Source organism: Amycolatopsis sp. NBC_01488, from assembly GCF_036227105.1.
Lineage (GTDB): Bacteria > Actinomycetota > Actinomycetes > Mycobacteriales > Pseudonocardiaceae > Amycolatopsis.
On sequence record NZ_CP109434.1, the window covers coordinates 3,635,912 to 3,653,399 of the forward strand.

Annotated in this window: 18 protein-coding genes; 8 read left to right on the top strand and 10 right to left on the bottom strand. The window is 71.5% G+C overall.

All coding sequences use genetic code 11. The annotated features are described in order from the left end of the window. Positions 1 to 88: 88 nt before the first annotated feature. The 4 genes from OG738_RS17645 to OG738_RS17660 all read left to right on the top strand — a co-directional run bounded on the left by OG738_RS17645 (position 89) and on the right by OG738_RS17660 (position 4,104). Positions 89 to 1,633: a hypothetical protein gene (locus tag OG738_RS17645; RefSeq protein WP_329055243.1), complete on the top strand. Its 1,545-nt coding sequence runs from the start codon at positions 89 to 91 to the stop codon at positions 1,631 to 1,633. A 407-nt stretch (positions 1,634 to 2,040) separates the two neighbouring features. Next, positions 2,041 to 2,430 carry a hypothetical protein gene (locus OG738_RS17650; protein WP_329055244.1) on the top strand — a complete coding sequence of 130 codons (390 nt, stop codon included), beginning with the start codon at positions 2,041 to 2,043 and terminating at the stop codon, positions 2,428 to 2,430. A gap of 47 nt (positions 2,431 to 2,477) precedes the next feature. Beyond that, positions 2,478 to 2,912 carry a hypothetical protein gene (locus OG738_RS17655; RefSeq protein WP_329055245.1) on the top strand — a complete coding sequence of 145 codons (435 nt, stop codon included), beginning with the start codon at positions 2,478 to 2,480 and terminating at the stop codon, positions 2,910 to 2,912. A gap of 34 nt (positions 2,913 to 2,946) precedes the next feature. After that, on the top strand, positions 2,947 to 4,104 hold the full coding sequence (locus OG738_RS17660) for a cystathionine gamma-synthase (protein WP_329055247.1): 1,158 nt from the start codon (positions 2,947 to 2,949) through the stop codon (positions 4,102 to 4,104). Between the two features lie 60 nt (positions 4,105 to 4,164). Here the strand turns inward: OG738_RS17660 and OG738_RS17665 are convergent, their stop codons facing one another. Beyond that, positions 4,165 to 4,437 (bottom strand): hypothetical protein, encoded by a 273-nt coding sequence (locus tag OG738_RS17665; protein ID WP_329055248.1) that lies wholly within the window; start codon positions 4,435 to 4,437, stop codon positions 4,165 to 4,167. A gap of 95 nt (positions 4,438 to 4,532) precedes the next feature. Between OG738_RS17665 and ilvA the strand changes: the two genes are divergently transcribed. Continuing rightward, positions 4,533 to 5,735 (top strand): threonine ammonia-lyase, encoded by a 1,203-nt coding sequence (ilvA, locus tag OG738_RS17670; RefSeq protein WP_329055249.1) that lies wholly within the window; start codon positions 4,533 to 4,535, stop codon positions 5,733 to 5,735. A gap of 34 nt (positions 5,736 to 5,769) precedes the next feature. Here ilvA and OG738_RS17675 read toward each other — a convergent pair whose 3' ends face one another. The 6 genes from OG738_RS17675 to hppD form a co-directional block, all read right to left on the bottom strand. Then, positions 5,770 to 6,603, bottom strand: a complete 834-nt coding sequence (locus OG738_RS17675; protein WP_329055251.1) for a ferredoxin — start codon at positions 6,601 to 6,603, stop codon at positions 5,770 to 5,772. A 2-nt stretch (positions 6,604 to 6,605) separates the two neighbouring features. Then, positions 6,606 to 7,499 (bottom strand): hypothetical protein, encoded by an 894-nt coding sequence (locus OG738_RS17680; protein WP_329055253.1) that lies wholly within the window; start codon positions 7,497 to 7,499, stop codon positions 6,606 to 6,608. Next, positions 7,456 to 11,340, bottom strand: coding sequence for a hypothetical protein (locus OG738_RS17685; RefSeq protein WP_329055255.1), 3,885 nt, complete (start codon positions 11,338 to 11,340; stop codon positions 7,456 to 7,458). The genes OG738_RS17680 and OG738_RS17685 overlap by 44 nt, the downstream gene beginning before the upstream one ends. After that, a complete protein-coding gene (locus tag OG738_RS17690) occupies positions 11,340 to 11,648 on the bottom strand; it encodes a type VII secretion target (RefSeq protein WP_329055256.1) in 309 nt (102 codons plus the stop codon). Before OG738_RS17690 ends, OG738_RS17685 begins: the two co-directional genes overlap by 1 nt. 10 nt (positions 11,649 to 11,658) lie before the next feature. After that, on the bottom strand, positions 11,659 to 12,216 hold the full coding sequence (locus OG738_RS17695; RefSeq protein ID WP_329055258.1) for a YbaB/EbfC family nucleoid-associated protein: 558 nt from the start codon (positions 12,214 to 12,216) through the stop codon (positions 11,659 to 11,661). Positions 12,217 to 12,338: 122 nt separating this feature from the next. After that, complete coding sequence (gene hppD, locus OG738_RS17700) at positions 12,339 to 13,538, bottom strand: 4-hydroxyphenylpyruvate dioxygenase (protein WP_329055260.1); 1,200 nt, start codon at positions 13,536 to 13,538, stop codon at positions 12,339 to 12,341. 108 nt (positions 13,539 to 13,646) lie between these two features. Between hppD and OG738_RS17705 the strand changes: the two genes are divergently transcribed. Next, positions 13,647 to 14,120, top strand: coding sequence for an Lrp/AsnC family transcriptional regulator (locus OG738_RS17705; RefSeq protein ID WP_329055262.1), 474 nt, complete (start codon positions 13,647 to 13,649; stop codon positions 14,118 to 14,120). Between the two features lie 3 nt (positions 14,121 to 14,123). On the opposite strand, the gene OG738_RS17710 is transcribed toward OG738_RS17705, so the two are convergent. The 3 genes from OG738_RS17710 to OG738_RS17720 form a co-directional block, all read right to left on the bottom strand. Then, a complete protein-coding gene (locus tag OG738_RS17710; protein ID WP_329055264.1) occupies positions 14,124 to 14,936 on the bottom strand; it encodes an MBL fold metallo-hydrolase in 813 nt (270 codons plus the stop codon). A 47-nt stretch (positions 14,937 to 14,983) separates the two neighbouring features. After that, the gene (gene greA / locus OG738_RS17715) at positions 14,984 to 15,487 is read right to left on the bottom strand and encodes a transcription elongation factor GreA (RefSeq protein WP_160696254.1); all 504 of its coding nucleotides are present in this window, start codon (positions 15,485 to 15,487) and stop codon (positions 14,984 to 14,986) included. A 195-nt stretch (positions 15,488 to 15,682) separates the two neighbouring features. Next, complete coding sequence (locus OG738_RS17720; RefSeq protein ID WP_329055267.1) at positions 15,683 to 16,126, bottom strand: DUF4307 domain-containing protein; 444 nt, start codon at positions 16,124 to 16,126, stop codon at positions 15,683 to 15,685. A gap of 136 nt (positions 16,127 to 16,262) precedes the next feature. On the opposite strand from OG738_RS17720, the gene mca reads away from it, so the two are divergent. Both mca and OG738_RS17730 read left to right on the top strand, forming a co-directional pair. Continuing rightward, complete coding sequence (gene mca, locus OG738_RS17725; RefSeq protein ID WP_329055269.1) at positions 16,263 to 17,168, top strand: mycothiol conjugate amidase Mca; 906 nt, start codon at positions 16,263 to 16,265, stop codon at positions 17,166 to 17,168. Then, a complete protein-coding gene (locus OG738_RS17730; protein ID WP_329055271.1) occupies positions 17,165 to 17,488 on the top strand; it encodes a hypothetical protein in 324 nt (107 codons plus the stop codon). Before mca ends, OG738_RS17730 begins: the two co-directional genes overlap by 4 nt.

A 17,488-nucleotide genomic window follows, 5' to 3' on the forward strand; every position in this document is an offset into this window, starting at 1 on the left:
GGCGTTACGAGCGCCCCGCCGGGTGATCCGATAGCGTGGGCGCAAATAGAACACTTTCGCGTCCTCGTCAAGGGGGTTCAAGACCCACATGAGTGCACCGCAGCCACCGAACCAGCCGTGGGGTGGCGGCCAGCCACCTCAGGGCCCGCCGAGTGGCCCCCAGCCGCAGCAGGACGACCCGTTCGGGAGTCCGGAGCCGACGCAGGTCGTGCAGCCCGCCCAGCCACAGGGCGGTTCCCCGTTCGGGGAGACGCCGGAGCCGACGCAGGTCGTCCAGCCCGCCCAGCCGGGTGAGGGCGGGGCGGGCGCGACCCAGGCGATGCCGCCGGTCGACGCGAACGCGACGCAGTGGGTGAACCCGGCCGGCGGCGACGCCCCGGTCGGGGACTCCACGCAGCTGGTGCCGCCGGGCTCCCAGCCGCCGGCGATCCCGTACACCCCGCCGCCGAGCGCGGCCGACAACCCGGCCGCGGCGTTCGGCCAGCAGCCGGGCGGCTTCGGCCAGCAGGGTGGCTACGGTCAGCCGGGGCAGCCCGGTCAGCCGGGTGGGTTCGGGCAGCAGCCGGGCGGCTTCGGCCAGCCGGGGCAGCCCGGCCAGCCGCCGCAGGGCTTCGGCGGTCCCGGCTTCGGTGGTCCCCAGCAGCCCGGCTTCGGTGGTCAGCCGCCGCAGTTCGGCGCGCCGTCGGGCGGGGGCAACGGCCTCTTCGGCTACATCGCCGGTGGCGTCGTCGCCCTGCTCGGGCTGATCGCGCTGATCATCTCGTTCAGCTACCTGGGCGACGCGAGCGACTACTCGGCCCTCTTCGACGGCGCGCCGGACCAGGACGCGATCAACAAGGTGCTCGACGCGGCCGGCATCGTCGGTCCGGGCACGGTCTGGTTCTACGTGATCATGATCCTGGTGGCGTCGCTGATCTCCCTCGCGGGCGGGGTCGGCTTGGCGCTGGCGGGCAGGCTGGGCGGGATCAAGAAGTTCGTCCCGATCGCGGTCGTCGCGGGTGGCGCGCTGCTCACGCTCTTCGCGCTGCTGCTCAAGATCGGCATGACGCCGAACGCCCAGACGCTCGCGCAGGCGTCCGCGTCCGAGAAGGACACGTTCGGCCTCGGGCTCCCGCCGCTGATCATCGGCGTGCTGATCCTCGTCGTGGGCGTGCTCGGGCTCATCCCGGCGACCCGGCAGTTCGTCGGCCTCGGTGGCGGCGGTGCCGCGCCGGGCGGGCCGCAGGGCTTCGGTGGCCCTCCGGGTCAGGGTGGCTTCGGCGGTCCGCAGCAGCCGGGCGGGTTCGGCCAGCCGGGCCAGCACGGGCCGCCGGGTGGCTTCGGTGGCCCGCAGCAGGGTGGCTACGGCCAGCCGGGGCAACCGCCGCAGGGCTACGGACCCCCTCCGGGCTACGGCCAGCCGGGCGGACCGAATCCGTCCAGCGGCGGGTTCCCGCAGCCGTCGAGTGGGGGCTTCCCGCAGCCGGGTCAGCCGCAGCAGCCGGGCGGGTACGGCCAGCCGGGCCAGCCGCCGCACGGCTATCCGCAGCAGCCGGGTCAGCCCCCGCAGGGCTGGGGCCAGCCGCCGGGGCAGCAGGGCCCGCCGAGCGGCGGGTTCGGCCAGCCCGGCCAGCCGCCCCAGCAGCAGTGGTGAGCTAGTACACCTCCCTTCGTGCCCCGGAGCCATTCGGCTCCGGGGCACGCTGCATTGATGGCCGAATGCGCACTCGTCCTTTTCGGACAATTGCGGATGGTGCCGGGTCGGGCCGATTGCGTGACAGCATTTCTGCCGCTACCGCAGGAAAATGATCTTGGGTTCCGCCGTCCGGCCGAATTCCGTTCTCTTTCGGAGTCAATTCCCCCTTTCCGGACTAGGGTGAGCGCGGTGTCCTGCGTTCTGCTGATGGGGGAGTCGTGACCGGTCCACGCGGATTTGCGGTGTCGCATTCGCATTCGTATTCATCGGCTCGGCCGTCCGGAGTAACGGCGGTCCTCGCCGGCCTGCTCGGGCTGGCGGCCGCTGTCGCCGCGGGATTCGTGCCGGTCCGGACCTTCCTCGACATGCCCCCCGAATTCAGCCTCGGCGCCCTGCCGGGCTGGGTGCTGGCGGACCTGGCCGGCTACCTCGGCGCCGGGCTCGTGCTCCTGCTGGGCGCACTGGCGACGCTGTTCCGCGCGACGGCGGGCGCGGTCCTGCTCGGCCTGGGTGCCCTGCTGGCTATCGGGGCACTGCTGACGGAGCCGCTGTCGGTGGGCGTCCCCCTGGCCCGGTTCGCGGACGCGATGTTCACCCACGGCGGGTTCGCGATGGTCGACCGGGTGAGCCTCGCGGCCCTGGCGGTGCTGGTGCTGGTCCTGGCGCTGCTGCCGCCGACGTTCCGCTACCTGCGCTACCGCACGCCGACGCTGCCGGTGTGGACGGGCCAGGAGGCCTACTCGTCGCGGAGCTGATGACCCGTACCAGTCACTCCCGGTAACCGACCGTATCCTCGGCAGCCGTGACGCTAACCGAAGGCCGGACGGCGCTCGCCGCCGCGGTGCTCGCTCTACTCGGCGGGCTGCTCTACCTGACCGGGCTCGTCCTGGACGTCGTCGCGCTCGTGCGGTTTCCCGCCGACGCCGGCCGCGTGGCCATCCATGCCGCCGTGGACGTCGTGCTCGCCTCGACCTTGCTGTCCGGCGGTTTCCTGCTGCTGCGCCGGCAGCCGGCCGGCCGGATCGGCTGCATCGCCGGGAGCACGGCGGCGCTGCTCGCGACCGTCACCTCGGCGGCCCTCGCGGCCGCGGGGGTCACGCTCGGCGGCCCTGGCGCCTTGGGAATGGGCGGGCTGACGGCGCTGGCCCTGGTGGTGCCGCCGGCGCTGGCCACGCTGCTGCTCGCGATGTCCGCCCCGGCCGCCCGGTGGTGTGACACTGAGATCCGTCCCACCTGACGGGAATGCCAGGGCCTCGCCGTACGCTGACCCCATGGTGGACGACTACTCCGTACTGGGATTCGAGACCCGCGCGATCCACGCCGGTCAGAAGCCCGACCCCCGCACCGGCGCCGTGATCGTGCCGATCTACCAGACCTCCACCTACGCGCAGGACGGCGTGGGCGGGACCCGCGAGGGCGACTACGAGTACTCGCGCACCGCGAACCCGACCCGCTCGGCGCTGGAGGAGGCGCTGGCCTCGCTGGAAGGCGGCCGGCACGCGCTGGCCTACGCCTCCGGCATGGCGGCCTCCGACGTGGTGCTGCGCAGTACCCTGCGCCCCGGCGACCACCTCGTGCTCGGCAACGACGCGTACGGCGGCACGTTCCGCCTGATCGACAAGGTGCTCAGCCTGTGGGGCGTCGAGCACACCGTCGCCGACCTGGCGAACCTCGACGAGGTGCGCGCCGCGATCCGACCGGAGACCAAGCTGATCTGGTGCGAGTCGCCGACCAACCCGATGCTCGGCATCGCCGACATCGCCGCGCTGGCCGGGGTCGCGCACGACGCCGACGCGCGCCTTGTGGTCGACAACACCTTCGCGACGCCGTACCTGCAGAACCCGCTTTCGCTGGGCGCGGACATCGTGCTGCACTCGACGACGAAGTACCTCGGCGGCCACTCCGACGTCGTCGGCGGCGCGGTGATCACCAACGAGGACGAGCTGCGCGAGCAGCTGTTCTACCTGCGCAACGCCGCGGGCGCGGTGCCCGGCCCGTTCGACGCGTGGCTGACCCTGCGTGGCATCAAGACGCTGGCCCTGCGCATGGAACGCCACAGCGACAACGCCGAGCTGATCGTCCAGGCGCTGGTCAAGCACCCGAAGGTCGCGAAGGTCTACTACCCGGGCCTGCCGGAGCACCCTGGCCACGAGACGGCCGCCAAGCAGATGCGCCGCTTCGGCGGAATGGTCTCGTTCAGCCACGCGGACGGCGAGCAGGCGGCGCTGGAGGTGGCGTCCCGCACGAAGCTGTTCATCCTGGCCGAGTCGCTCGGCGGCATCGAGTCGCTGATCGAGCACCCGGGCAAGATGACCCACGCGAGCACGGCGGGCTCGACGCTCCAGGTGCCGGCGGACCTGCTGCGCCTGTCGGTCGGCATCGAGGACGGCCGCGACCTGGTCGCGGACCTGCTGACCGCACTGGGCTGACCTCCCGGACACAGCGAAACGGCGCCGGATCCGCTCCGGCGCCGGTTCGCTTGCCCGAGATCAGGGGTTGTAGTTCCCGTGCACGACGCCGCCCGACTTCGGGGTGCCCGTCGCGGGGAGGTTCGCGCCGTCGACGCAGCCGCCGACCAGCTCGACGTGGCTGTCGTGGCGGATGTACTGGGCCGGGGAACCGCACGAGGCGCTGTCCACGGTGAAGTACGCGGCTCCGGTCAGCGCGGCCGCCGAGGCGACGCCGATGACCAGCGGGAGCAGGCCGGCCGACCGGGTCGCGCGGCTCCGTCGAGCGGCGTCCGCGTCGTTCCCCCGTGCCATGGTTGCTCCCTGTTTACCGTGCGTTGACACGCCCCAGGGTACCCGGCTCCCGGTCCGGTCAACCTGTGGAGTTCCTGAGTGGCATCATCCCGGCCATGGAACTCGTGACCATCGAGCGGATCCAGGCCGCCCGGGAACTCCTACGCGGAGTGACCCGGGTGACGCCGATGGAGCACGCGCGTGACCTGCGCAAGCTCCACGGCGGTCCGGTGCACCTGAAGTGCGAAAACCTGCAGCGCACCGGGTCGTTCAAGATCCGCGGCGCCTACACCCGCATCCACGGCCTCAGCGAGGCCGAGCGCGAACGCGGCGTCGTCGCGGCCAGTGCCGGCAACCACGCGCAGGGCGTCGCGCTCGCGTCGTCGCTGCTCGGGGCCAAGTCCACGGTCTTCATGCCCCTGCGGGCGCCGCTGCCGAAGCTCGCCGCCACCCGCGGGTACGGCGCCGACGTCCACCTCCACGGCGCGCTGCTGGAAGAGACCCTCGCCGCGGCGATCGAGTTCGGCGAGCGGACCGGCGCGGTGTTCATCCACCCCTTCGACCACGCGGATGTCATCGCCGGCCAGGGCACCGTCGGCCTCGAGATCCTCGAGCAGGTGCCGGGCGTGAAGACGATCCTGGTCGCGACTGGCGGCGGCGGGCTGGTCGGCGGGGTCGCGTCGGCGGTGAAGGCGGTGCGTCCGGACGTCCGCGTAGTCGGCGTCCAGGCCGAGGAGGCGGCGGCGTACCCGCCGTCGCTGGCCCAGGGCATGCCGGTCCGGCTGAGCTCGACCTCGACGATGGCCGACGGGATCGCGGTCGGCGAGCCGGGCCTGGTCAGTTTCGCGCACGTCGCGTCGCTGGTGGACGACGTCGTGACGGTGTCCGAGGAGTCCCTTTCCCGCGCGGTGCTGCTCTGCCTGGAACGCCGGAAGCTGGTCGTCGAACCGGCCGGCGCGGCGACGGTCGCGGCGCTGCTGCAGCACCCCGGCGTCTTCGAGCCGCCGGTGGTGGCGATCCTCTCCGGCGGCAACGTCGACCCGGTGCTGCTCCTGCAGATCATCCAGCACGGCATGACCGCGGGCGGCCGCTACCTGCGCCTGCACCTGCGCGTCCCGGACCGCCCGGGGTCGCTCGTGGGCGTGCTGTCCTGCGTGAGCGAGCTGGGCGCGAACGTGCTCGACGTGGAGCATTCCCGCATCTCCGGCAGCCTCGACCTCGGCGAGGCCGACGTCGTGCTGGCGCTCGAAACGCGCGGTCCCGAGCACTGCAAGGACCTCGAGATCGCGCTGACGAATGCGGGTTACACCGTCGTCTGAAGCCGCTTACGGGAATTCCGCGTGGCGGAGCGTGTCAGAGCTCTTCCCCGGTGATCGCGGCCAGTGCGAGGTCCTTGGCCGGTTCGGGAACCTCCGACGGCGCGGTGAAGCGGCGAGCCCGGATGTGGGCGACCAGGTCCGGGTCCGGCGGCACGCCGTGCTCACGCAGGTAGTACGCCACCGCGCCGGGCCAAGCCCACGCGCCGTCGGTGCGGAAGTTCATCGGCACCGCGTCCGCGCGGTCGGGCGCGAACGCGTCCGGGCCGTTGCTGCGCGAGGCGAGGATGACCGGCGCCGCGTCCAGGTACGCCAGCACCCGCTCGGCCTCGGCCGGGACGAGCGGACGGCGGCGGACGAGCGGCTTGCCGGACGCGTCGACGCCGTCGTAGATCCGCGGCGTGCGCACCTGCCCGTCGGACACCGGCGCGGCCATCCCGGCCCGCTCCCGCAGCCACGCCGGGACGTGCTCGTCGGCGCGCGGGAAGAACCGCAGCTCGTCCTGGAACCCGATCGGCGGCGGCTGCTGCCGGAACGGCGGCTCGAGGTCGGGCCCGACGAAGTCGGCGACGGGGGGCCTGCCCGGCTCGAAGACGAGGATCGCGCCCAGCCAGGTGCCGCGGCCGGGCTGGTACATGCCCGACCGCAGCACGCCGAGCAGGCGCACCGCCTCCGGGTGCGGCTGGACCACCCGGGGCGTCCCGTCCGGCGTCGTCACCAGCAGGTCGGCCTCGACGTGCCGGCCGGCGGCGCGGTACTCGACGCGCAGCTGCCGCCAGCCCGGCGGCACCTGGGCGGTCAGCACCGCCCCGATCTGCCCGACGAGCTCCTGCTGCTGCTCCGGCCGCAACGGCCCCGGTGGCTGGGTCATGCTCAGGCCCCTTCGGCGCCTTGGCGCAGCCAGTCGGGCGTGCGCCGCTCGGAACGCGGGTAGCGGCGCAGCTCTTCGGCGAACGCCTCGGCCGGCGGCCGCTGCCGGAAACCGGGGTCCTCGTTCACGTTGAACTGGGCTTTGACCGACTCGGGGAACTTCATTTCGTACTTCAGGCTCACCCACGTGCCCCGGTCTTCGGATGCCGAAGCCGCGCGGTGGCGCCGCAGCAGCTCGAGCACCTGCTCCGGCGGCGTCCACGGGTAGACCGTCCCGGTGATCGAGTGGACGACCGCGCCGGACTCTTCGTGGTCGCCGACCGCGCGGAACTGCAGCTGGACGTAGTCCCAGCCCGCGGGAAGAGCGAACTGAAGGGTGTCTGCGACGTCCTTCAGCAGGGCGTTCGGCTCGTCCGGGGTCCGCGTTCCGCCGGTTTCCCCCTTGAGCCCTTCCCGGTACCAGGCCGGGATCCACTCGTCGTCACGAGGAAAGCTTTCGAAGTCGTGGTCGAAGACCCCGGTGTCGACCGGCGGGTCCCACTGGGGGTCCGAGTCGAAGTTGTAGAGCACGCGGTAGGCGCCATCCGGCTCGATGACCAGGCGCAACGACAGCCAGGTGCCGCGGCCGCGCAGGTACTTCTTCTGCCGCAGCTCGAACAGCAGCGGGCTGACGTCGGGCGGCGGTTCCATCCGCGCCGGGTCGCCGTCGGGCATGACGACCGCCAGCGAGATCTCCTCGACCGTCGAAGCGACCCGGGCCGTCATGTCGATCCGCAGCCAGCCTTCGGGAGCGGCGTCCATCAGCCAGCCGCCGATCCAGCGGACGACCTGGTCCTCGTCCGCCTCCCGGAGATCAGGTCCGGGTGGGGGGTACCACGGGGGCTGGGAGCGGGACATTGCGGAAACTCCTGTAGTTGTAGGTGCGGGTGCCGTCGGGCTGGATTCTCTCGGACATCACGTGCAGGCGGTCGGGGGTCTCGGTGTTCGGCGTCGACGGCTCGTCGGCGTAGACGCGGGTCGCGCCGTGGTCGCCGCCCCGGTTCTCGAACGTCTGGCGGTCGATCTCCATCTGCCGCCAGTTGTCCGGGTTGCCGACGCTGTGGTTCTGCTCGTAGAGCTGCGGAACCATGCCCATCCGGCCCTGCAGCCCACCCGACCGGTGATCGGCGGTGTGCCCTCCGCGGTTGACGGTGCTGCCCGGGTGGTCTGCCTGCCCGACGTGGCCGGTGCGTAGCTGGGGGCCCGTGTCGACCCGCGTCGTCGCCGGGCGGGAGTAGTCCGGGTCCCAGGAGACGGCGGCGTTGCCGTGCTCGTCGACGTGGTAGTGCATGTTGTCGGCGCCGATCTCGTACTTGGCGCCGCGGACCGGCATGCCGTCGGGCCGGCCGGCGTGCTGGTCGTGCATCGTGTTCAGGTCACCCGTCTCCGGGTTGATCATGCCGCGTTCGTTGTCGTGCCACGTCTTGATGTGCGTGATCCGCGGCGGTTCCTCGCCGTTCGTGTAGAAGATGCCGTGCAGCCGGTCGGTGCCGTCGGCCTCCTTCGTGTAGACCTTGTACTGGCTGTTCGGCTCGAGTTCCTCCCGCGGCGTCGCGCCGAAGGGACCGTCGCCCTGATGGCTCGGGTCGTAGCCCATGATCGGGCGTTCGGTGGGCACCGGGTTGGTGGTCGGCGGGTCGAAGCGGTCGATGTCGAGTTCCGGCCGGCCGTCCGCGCCGGTGTGGAACTCGAACTGGCCTTCGCCGGTGTTGACCCGGTAGTCGACATCGCCGAGGAGGTGGGTCGTGTCCGGGTTGCCGACCTCGACGCTGCTGTTCCCGACGCGGGTGTTCGGCACGTCCGCGTCGACGTGCGTGATCCGCGGCGGTTCGTCCCCGTTGGTGTAGACGCGGGTGTAGCGGCCGTCGGGGCCGGTGACCTCGTACCGCGTGTTCGGCTCGAGGTGCCGGGGGTTCGCCGGGTCGTAGAACCGGTCGTGCGAGCCGAGTGTCACGTTCTCGTGGCGCTTGAACTCCGGTTCCTGCCAGGCGGGGTCGAGGTCGTGCATGTCCGGGTGGTCCTTGCCGCGGGCGAGCGCGCTGTCGGCGTCGACGTCGTGCGCGTCGCCGTGGTGGCTGTCCGGCGCGAACCCGTCGTCGCCCGCGCGGTGCGTCGAACCGTCCGGGTGGTGGGTGTTCCATTCGCCGTCCGGGGGGATGCGCGGGCGCATCCGGCCGTCCGGGCCGATCTCGTAGTCGGAGGAGAAGACGCGGCCGTGCGAGTCGGTCCACGCGGGCTTCGTCGGGGCCGTGACCTCGGTGTCCAGCTCGCGGGAGAGCCGGTGCGCGAAGTCGCTGGAACTGGCGTCGCAGCCGATCAGCCGGATCGGGCGGCCGTCGTAGTCGGCGTTGCGGCGCAGGACGTCGGCGAACTCCTCGGGCGTGTAGAGCCGGTCCCCGATCCGGGCGTGGCCGTCCGGCGTGACGTGCACGTCGACGGTGTAGCGGCCGTCCGGGTCGGGCTGGACGCGGTGCGGCAGGTCGCCCATGTCGGGGTCGCCGGCGTGGTACGAGCTGCCGGACGGCGTGCTTTCCGCGTGCCGCGCGTTGACCTCGTCCGGGGTCAGCGGCGCGGAGTCGCCGTGGTGCGGGTCGCCGCCGTCCGGGTCGTGGTGGCTCTCGTTCGGGGTGTTCTCGTGGGGCGGGTTCTCGTGCGGGGCGTTTTCGTGGGGCGCGGTTTGGTGGGGGGCGTTTTCGTGGGGTCCGTGGCCGCCGGGGCGGGTGTCGGGGGCGTGCGTGCCGGGGCCGTAGCCGCGGGCCGCCGGTGCGGGGGCTTCCGGCGTGCGCGGACGGCCCGAAGGCAGGTCGCCGCCGGCGCGGGGGCCGGGGGTGTCGACGTGGGGCGTCCGCGCGCCGGGAGTGCCCGGGGTGCCGGTCCAGCCGCCACCGCCGGTGCGCGGGGAGCCGCCGCCGAGCCCGCCGCCGGGCGGCATCCCACCGCCACCCATCATCGGCGCGCCACCCTGCGGCGGAACGCCGGACGCGGCGCCGTCCCCACCGCGCGGAGACGGGACCGTGCCGGGCTCGCCGGTGCGCGGAGCGGTCGCCGCGGTGCCGCTGGCGGAGGTGGTGCCGTCGGCCCGCGGCGGTGCGGCGCTGCTCGGGGTGTCGCCGCCGGTGTGCGAGCCGGGTGCGTCCGATCGGGCCGCGGGCGAAGAGCCGGAGTGCGCGGAAGAGCTGTCGCCACCGGCGTGGGACGGCGCGCTGTCGCCGCCGCGAGCCGGCGACGGGCTGCCGTCGCTCGCGCGGGAGGGCGCGTTGTCCGCGGCGTGCGAGGGCGCGTTGTCGCCGCCGCGGGTGGGCGAGGGGCTGCTGTCGCTCGCGTGGGATGGCGTGTTGTCGCCGCCGCGAGTGGGCGAAGGGCTGCTGTCGCTCGCGTGGGATGGCGTGTTGTCGCCGCCGCGGGTGGGCGAAGGGCTGGAATCCTCGACGTGCAAGGGAGAACTGTCGGCTGCGTGCGAAGGCGAGCTGTCACCGGCGCGAGTCGGCGAGGGGCTCGAATCGCCCGTGTGCGAGGGCGAGCTGTCGCCCGAACGCGCCGCCGACGGGCTGCTGTCCGGCGAGCCGTCCCCGCTGTGCGCCGACGGGGAACTGTCTCCGTCACCCGTGTGCGACGGCGAGCTTTCGCCGTCCGGCGAACCGGAACCGTCGCGGCTCGAACTCCGGCGGGAGGCCGAGTCCGGCGACGAGTCCGTGTTCATCGGGTCGGAACTCGGCGAATCCCCGTCCGTGTGACCGGGTTCGCCGGAATCGGCCGACGAACCCTCGCCGCTGTGCGAACCCTCGCCGCCGGAGGAACCCTCGCCGTGGGCGCGCGCGTGGACTCCGCCACCTTCCCCCTTGGGGATCTTGTGGACGAAGCCGCCTTCCTTGACGTGCAGGCCGTCGAGCCCGCTGACCTTGCCCAGCACCTTGCCGAAGACCTTGGCGATCTTCTCGAAGATGTCGACCAGCTTGGACAGCAGCGGCGACACCTTGCGGATCGTGTCGGTGAGCTTCTTGAGCAGGTCGCCGATCTTCTTGCCCCACTTGGCGATCGCGGCCGACGCCTGCGCCACCACCACCGGCGTGCCGAAGCCGAGGGAGAAGGCCTCCTCCATCACCCAGGAAATGAGCTTGCCGACCAGGTCCGCGATCAGCTGCCGCACGGTCTCGCGCACGAACGAGACGACCTGGCCCATGATCATCGTGACCGTGCTGATCGCGCCGGCCACCGTCGCCGCGCCGGACAGCGCGTCGCTGTGCTCCGCCGCGAACTTGCGGTACGCGTCGGCGCCGTCGCCGGTCCAGCCGGTGGTGCCGTTCTTGACCGCGTTGTCGAAGTCGGTCTTGCGCTCGCCCAGCGCCTTGGAGACGTTGCCCCAGGTGTCCGCATAGGACTGGATCACCGGCGGGTTGCCCGCCACCGAGTCCAGCATGTCCTTCAACGGCTGCACGTGCTCCATCAGGAACGACGCCACCGACGACATCAGGTACCCGAACGGGTCGACCGCCGCCCCGGCGATCTCGCCGGCCAGCGACAGCACGCCCAGGCCGCCGGAAACCCAGTCGCCGTCCTTGATCCCGTTGAACGCGTCCATCGACGACTCGGCGAGGCCGATGCCGCCGGCCCAGCCGTAGTCGCCGTTGCCTGCCGTCATCGCGCCGGGGCCGTTCGGGTCGGCCTTCGCCTGCGCGACGAGCGGGTTCCCGTCCGGCATCAGGCACCACCCGCGGACTTGTTCAGGTCGTCGGCGACGCCGGCCTCGTACGTGTGGTACGCCGCCGCGGCTTCGCGGACCTTGCCGGAGACGGCGGTCATCGCCTGCACGGCGTCCTTCAGCGCGTTGATGCCGTACTGCTCGACGGGGTCGAGCATCATCCGGAACGGCTGGCAGAGGATGCCGTACGCGTCGGTCGGCATGCTGACCTGGTTCGCCGCGTCGACGGCCTGCTGCAGCCCGTCACCGATGGTGTCCAGCTGGTGGGCGTGCGCCGTCAGGTCGGCGCTGAGTTCCACGTCTGCCACGGTTTCCCCCTCAGGAAAGAATCGGTCCGCCGAAGTCGTCGTCATCGTCGGTGTCGGCCGGACGCCGGCGTCGCGGCGGTTGCTGCTGCGGAGGCGGCGGCGGGGTGCGCGGCGGCGTGGGCGGCCGCTGCTCGTCGTTGTCCTCGGGCAGGAACCGGCGGACGCGGTCGGGCTCCGGGAACGCGGGCTCGGGCTCCGGCGGCGGCTGCGGGAAGGTGCTCTGCGCCTCGCGGACGATCTCGACGGCGGCCTGGTCGCCGGTGCCGGTGGTCTCGGTCATGGCCTGCTGCAGCAGTTCCGGGATCCGGGCCTGCGCGCGCTGGACGAGCTGCATCACCTGCGCCGACACCTCGGCCATCCGCTTCCCGGCCGCGGCTTCGGCGATGACGAGGTTCTTCAGCAGGCCGCGCGAATCGACGGTCACCTGGACCGTGCCGTCCTTCGACCGCTCGGTGACCGACTGGCCCTGCACGCGATCGGCCAGCGCCTGGTACCGCGCGGCGTTCTCTTCGAGCCGCTTGGTCCAGTTGTCGATCATCGCGTCGCTGGCGTCGATGCTGTCCGGCATCCCGGCCCCTTCTCTCTGCGTCTCCACACTGACGGATCCGGGCTGCCCGCGGTTCCCGATTCACGTCAAAGGCCACCATAGGGGACCCGGAGGTTCCCGATGGTGGCCTTCGCCGAGATGTGTCAGAGGTTCCCGCGGCGCTCCTGTTCACGCTCGATCGCCTCGAACAGCGCCTTGAAGTTGCCCTTGCCGAAGCCGAGCGAGCCGTGGCGCTCGATCAGCTCGTAGAAGACGGTCGGGCGGTCGCCGATCGGCTTGGTGAAGATCTGCAGCAGGTAGCCGTCCTCGTCGCGGTCGACCAGGATGCTGTGCTCCTTCAGCGTCTCGATCGACACGCGGACGTTGCCGATCCGGGCGCGCAGCTCGGGGTCGTCGTAGTAGGAGTCCGGGGTGTCGAGGAACTCGACGCCGGCGGCGCGCATCGCGGTGACCGTCGCGATGATGTCGTTGGTCGCCAGCGCGATGTGCTGGCAGCCCGCGCCGCCGTAGAACTCGAGGTACTCGTCGATCTGCGACTTCTTCTTCGCCACGGCGGGCTCGTTCAGCGGGAACTTCACCCGGTGGTTGCCGTTCGAGACGACCTTGCTCATCAGCGCCGAGTACTCGGTGGCGATGTCGTCGCCGACGAACTCCGCCATGTTCACGAAGCCCATGACGCGGTGGTACCAGTCGACCCAGTAGTCCATCTTGCCGAGCTCGACGTTGCCGACGCAGTGGTCGACGGCCTGGAACAGCCGCTTCGGCGCGCCTTCCGGCCGCTTGATCGTGCTCTCGCGCGGCTCGTAGCCGGGCAGGTAGACACCGGTGTAGCGCGAGCGGTCGACCAGCGAGTGGCGGGTCTCGCCGTAGGTCGCGATCGCGGCGACGCGCACGGTGCCGTGCTCGTCGGAGACGTCGTGCGGCTCCTCGAGGACGGTCGCGCCCTGCGCGCGGGCGTGCTCGACGCACTTGTCGACGTCGGTGGTCTCCAGCGCCAGGTCGATGACGCCGTCGCCGTGCTTGCGGTGGTGGTCGAGCAGCGGCGAGTCCGGCCGCACGCCGCCGGTGATGACGAACCGGGCCGAGCCGGACTTGAGGACGTAGGACTTGCGCTCGAAGTCGCCGGTCTCGGGGCCCGAGTACGCGACGAGCTGCATCCCGAACGCGATCTGGTAGTACCAGGCGGTCTGGGTGGCGTTGCCCGCGATGAACATCACCGCGTCCATGGCCTTGACCGGGAACGGGTCGGTCGAGGCGTCGTGGTCCACGAGCCCGACGAGCTGACGCAGCTGGTCGTAGCTGACGTCGTCGAGCGCACCCTGGGGTTCGGCAGTCTGGGTCATACCTCGAAGGATCATCCTGTGAGGCAAGGTGCGCAATGGTCCGAATTTTCACTGGACAATCTGCCGGGTGTCTGCCGGACATCGACCGTCATCGTGGACAATCTGTGCATGCCGGAGAACCTGGATGCGCTGGACGCGCGACTGCTGCTGTTGCTCACGGACTCCCCGCGCCTGGGGGTGCTGGAGTGCGCGCGCCGGCTGGGCGTCGCGCGCGGAACGGTCCAGGCGCGCCTCGACCGGCTCACCGAGCGCGGCATCCTCGGCGGCTTCCCGCCGGAGCTCGACCTGGCGGCGATGGGGTACGGCCTGACGGCGTTCGCGGTGCTGGAGATCGCCCAGGGCCGCCGTGCGGAGGTGGCGGAAGCGCTTTCGGCGATCGACGAGGTGTGCGAGGTGCACGCGACGACCGGCCAGGGCGACCTGTTCGTCCGGATGGTGGCGCGGGGCAACGACGACCTGCAGCGGGTGATCGACAAGGTGGTCGGGGTCCCGGACGTGCTGCGGACGTCGACGTCGATCGCTTTGTCGACCCCGGTGCCACCGCGGGTCCGCCCCCTGCTGGAGCGGACCGCGCGGGACTGACCGTCAGCGTTCGTCGACCACCTGGGCCAGGTAGCGCTTCGCCGACCGCTGGACGACCTCGAAGCCGTCGGTGCGCACGATCGCGTCCCACCAGGCCCCGTAGATCGCCTCGAACCGGTAGCCGGCCAGCAGCTCCGCCGCCCGGCGGACGATGTGCGGCCGCTCCGGGACCAGGTTCGGGTAGCTGTACATGAAGCCCACGTGCGTCCGGTCGGGGATCACCTGCACGATGTCGCCGGACAGCAGCGCGCCCTGGCCGTCCTCGCCGTCCGGCCAGTGCAGCACCGTGCCGCCGGTGAAGTGCACGCCGAGGTTGATCAGCCGCAGGTCGTCGGCGACGTCGAGGGTGGTGCCGGACCACAGCTTCACCGCCGGGTCGGGCCGGCCGATCCACTGCTGGTCGCCTTCGTGCAGGTAGATCGGCACGTCGAACGCGTGCGCCCACTCGACCATCGTCGTGTAGTAGTGCGGGTGGCTGATCGCGATGCCGGTGATGCCGCCCAGGTCGCGGACCTGCTGGACCAGCGCGTCGTCGAGGTACGCGGCACAGTCCCACAGGAAGTTGCCCGACCGCGCCTGCACCAGCAGCGCGCGTTCACCGATCGCGAAGCCGGGGTTCGAGCCGACGCCGATGATGCCGCGCCCCTGCTCCTCGATGCGCGGCGTGTACGTGCCGCTTTCGCGGAGCGCGGAAAGGTTCGTCCACTGCTGCCCGGACTGCGGGACGTACTGGCGTTCGTCCTCGCAGACCGGGCAGTCGTCGCGGGCCACGGCGTACTGCATGCCGCAGGCCTGGCAGATGGGTTCCGTGCTCACAGCGCTGTCCTCCCAGAACGTGGATCCTGGGAGACACGCTAGCGCCGCTACTTGGCGTCGGTGTACGGAACCGCCTTGACGAGGGTCACCTTCTGCAGCTTGCCGTTGGGCAGCTCGTACTCGCGCGACTCGCCCTCCTTGGCGCCGAGCAGGGCCTTGCCCAGCGGCGACTCGGGGGAGTACACGTCGAGGTCGCCTTCGGCGCCCTCTTCGCGGGTGGCGAGCAGGAACTTCTCGTCCTCGTCGTCACCCTCGTAACGGACGGTGAGCACCTTGCCCGGGCCGGCGGTGCCGTCGTTCGCGGGCGCCTCGCCGACCTTGGCCGAGCGCAGCAGCTCCTGCAGGTGCCGGATGCGCGCCTCGGCCTGGCCCTGTTCCTCACGGGCGGCGTGGTAGCCGCCGTTCTCCTTGAGGTCGCCCTCTTCGCGGCTGTCGTTGATGCGCGCGGCGATGACCGGACGATTCTCGATCATTTCGTCGAGCTCGTGCTTGAGCCGGTCGTAGGCATCCTGGGTCAGCCAGGTCACCTTGGTGTCGCTCACGGTCACCATCTCCTCGTCGGGCCTGCCAGGCTTGCGTGTTCAAGCCGGCCCACGCGGGCCTAGGTGCCCGCGTGGCTGAGATAAAGGAAAAACACGGCCCGTCGTGGGCCGTGCTGAACGGTCAGACTATCACGGCGCGACAGGGCGACGCCCGTTATTTCCGCGCGCCGTGGGCGTTGGGCGCGCGGTTCACCCCGTTGGCCGCTATGGGGTTGACAGGTAGTCTGGTATGTCGTACGAGCAGCCGTACACGTCGGCGGTCACCGGTTCCCCGATGCTCTTGATCGTCGTGCTCATCCTGCTGTACTTCGCCCCGGCGGGGATCAGGAGCTCCTTGCGGCCGCTCTCCGCGCCGGTCTTGTCGCGGACGCGCACGATGCAGACGCCCGCCCGGTTGTCGTCGTCCCGCGTCACGTTGATGGTGATTTCCATCGCGTTGCCCGGTTTGCCGCTGAACGCGACGCGCTCGGCGTCGATCGGCGCGGACCCCAGGTTGACGTAGGCGACCCACGCGATCCCGCCGCTGACCAGCAGGGCGACGGCCAGGAAGAGCCAGCGCCGCCAGCGCCGGGGCGCCTTCGCCCGCGCGGTGCCGTACCGGCCTTCGGGCAGCACGGGCGCTGCCGTTTCCGCCGGTCCGCCTGCCAACGCGGGGCCTCCTGCTCGTTCTTGTCGTACCCGTGGGGACAATGGTGGGGCGGGTACGGCTTCGAGTATCCGCCCGCTGGGTGGGCGGCCCGCAGGTGGGTCGCGGAATACGGGTAGAGAAGGAGTCGTTCGCAGCATGGTGGACCAGCTGACGAAGACCGCCAAGCCGCGCCTGCGCCTGATGGCCGTGCACGCGCATCCCGACGACGAGTCGAGCAAGGGCGCCGCCTCGATGGCGCGCTACGCCGCCGAGGGGCACGAGGTGCTGGTCGTCACGTGCACCGGTGGCGAAGCCGGCAGCATCTTGAACCCGGCCATGGACCGACCCGAGGTGCTGGCGAACATGCCGGAGATCCGCCGGGAGGAGATGGCCCGCGCGGCCAAGATCCTCGGGGTCAGCCAGCGCTGGCTGGGCTTCGTCGACTCGGGCCTGCCGGAGGGCGACCCGCTGCCGCCGGTGCCCGAGGGCTCGTTCGCCGTCGTGCCCCTCGAGGAGTCGACCGAGGCGCTGGTGCGCGTCATCCGCGAGTTCCGCCCGCACGTCATCACGACGTACGACGAGAACGGCGGCTACCCGCACCCCGACCACATCCGCACGCACGAGGTGTCGATGGCGGCGTGGGACGCGGCGCCGGACCCCGACCGCTTCCCCGACGCGGGCGAGCCGTGGCAGCCGCTGAAGCTCTACTACATGCACGGCTTCTCGCGGTCCCGGATGGTGCTGTTCGACGAGGCGCTCAAGAAGGCCGGGCTCGAGTCGCCGTACACCGAATGGCTCGCGAAGTGGGACCCGGACAAGGCCGATGTGATGGAGCGGGTGACGACCCGCGTCGAGTGCGGTGAATACTTCGAGGTGCGGGACGAGGCGCTCAAGGCGCACGCCACGCAGATCGACCCCACCAGCCGCTGGTTCGCGGTGCCGCGGGAGATCCAGCGCGAGGTCTGGCCGACCGAGGAGTACGAGCTGGTCAAGTCGCTGGTGGACAGCACGTTGCCGGAGGACGACCTGTTCGCCGGCATCAAGGAGAAGGTGAGTACATGAGCTTGACGCTGCCGGCCGGCGTGGCGCTTCCGGTGACCGCGTCGGCCCTGGTCCTGACGCAGCAACCGGGCAACGGCGACAACGGCGGGCAGGGGGAGGACTTCGGCAAGTCCTCCCCGGTCGGCTTCCTCGTGCTGATCCTGTTCCTCATCGCGGTGGCGTTCCTCGTCCGCTCGATGACGAAGCACCTCAAGCGCGTCCCGGCCAGCTTCGACGAGCCGGCCGCCGAGGAGAAGCCCGAGGTCGAGGCCGCGGAGAAGGACGAACCGGAGGCGGCCGAGAAGCCCGCGAAGGACTCCTCGGCCACCAAGGCCGACTAG

What these genes read in the sequence shown, in the direction of transcription:
- mca (WP_329055269.1), top strand. Translation starts at nt 16,263, where the DNA reads ATGGTGGACCAGCTGACGAAGACCGCCAAGCCGCGCCTGCGCCTGATG.
- OG738_RS17705 (WP_329055262.1), top strand. Translation starts at nt 13,647, where the DNA reads ATGCCGGAGAACCTGGATGCGCTGGACGCGCGACTGCTGCTGTTGCTC.
- hppD (WP_329055260.1), bottom strand. Translation starts at nt 13,538, where the DNA reads ATGACCCAGACTGCCGAACCCCAGGGTGCGCTCGACGACGTCAGCTAC.
- ilvA (WP_329055249.1), top strand. Translation starts at nt 4,533, where the DNA reads ATGGAACTCGTGACCATCGAGCGGATCCAGGCCGCCCGGGAACTCCTA.
- OG738_RS17685 (WP_329055255.1), bottom strand. Translation starts at nt 11,340, where the DNA reads ATGCCGGACGGGAACCCGCTCGTCGCGCAGGCGAAGGCCGACCCGAAC.
- OG738_RS17645 (WP_329055243.1), top strand. Translation starts at nt 89, where the DNA reads ATGAGTGCACCGCAGCCACCGAACCAGCCGTGGGGTGGCGGCCAGCCA.
- OG738_RS17675 (WP_329055251.1), bottom strand. Translation starts at nt 6,603, where the DNA reads ATGACCCAGCCACCGGGGCCGTTGCGGCCGGAGCAGCAGCAGGAGCTC.
- greA (WP_160696254.1), bottom strand. Translation starts at nt 15,487, where the DNA reads ATGGTGACCGTGAGCGACACCAAGGTGACCTGGCTGACCCAGGATGCC.
- OG738_RS17660 (WP_329055247.1), top strand. Translation starts at nt 2,947, where the DNA reads ATGGTGGACGACTACTCCGTACTGGGATTCGAGACCCGCGCGATCCAC.
- OG738_RS17680 (WP_329055253.1), bottom strand. Translation starts at nt 7,499, where the DNA reads ATGTCCCGCTCCCAGCCCCCGTGGTACCCCCCACCCGGACCTGATCTC.
- OG738_RS17665 (WP_329055248.1), bottom strand. Translation starts at nt 4,437, where the DNA reads ATGGCACGGGGGAACGACGCGGACGCCGCTCGACGGAGCCGCGCGACC.
- OG738_RS17650 (WP_329055244.1), top strand. Translation starts at nt 2,041, where the DNA reads ATGCCCCCCGAATTCAGCCTCGGCGCCCTGCCGGGCTGGGTGCTGGCG.
- OG738_RS17730 (WP_329055271.1), top strand. Translation starts at nt 17,165, where the DNA reads ATGAGCTTGACGCTGCCGGCCGGCGTGGCGCTTCCGGTGACCGCGTCG.
- OG738_RS17695 (WP_329055258.1), bottom strand. Translation starts at nt 12,216, where the DNA reads ATGCCGGACAGCATCGACGCCAGCGACGCGATGATCGACAACTGGACC.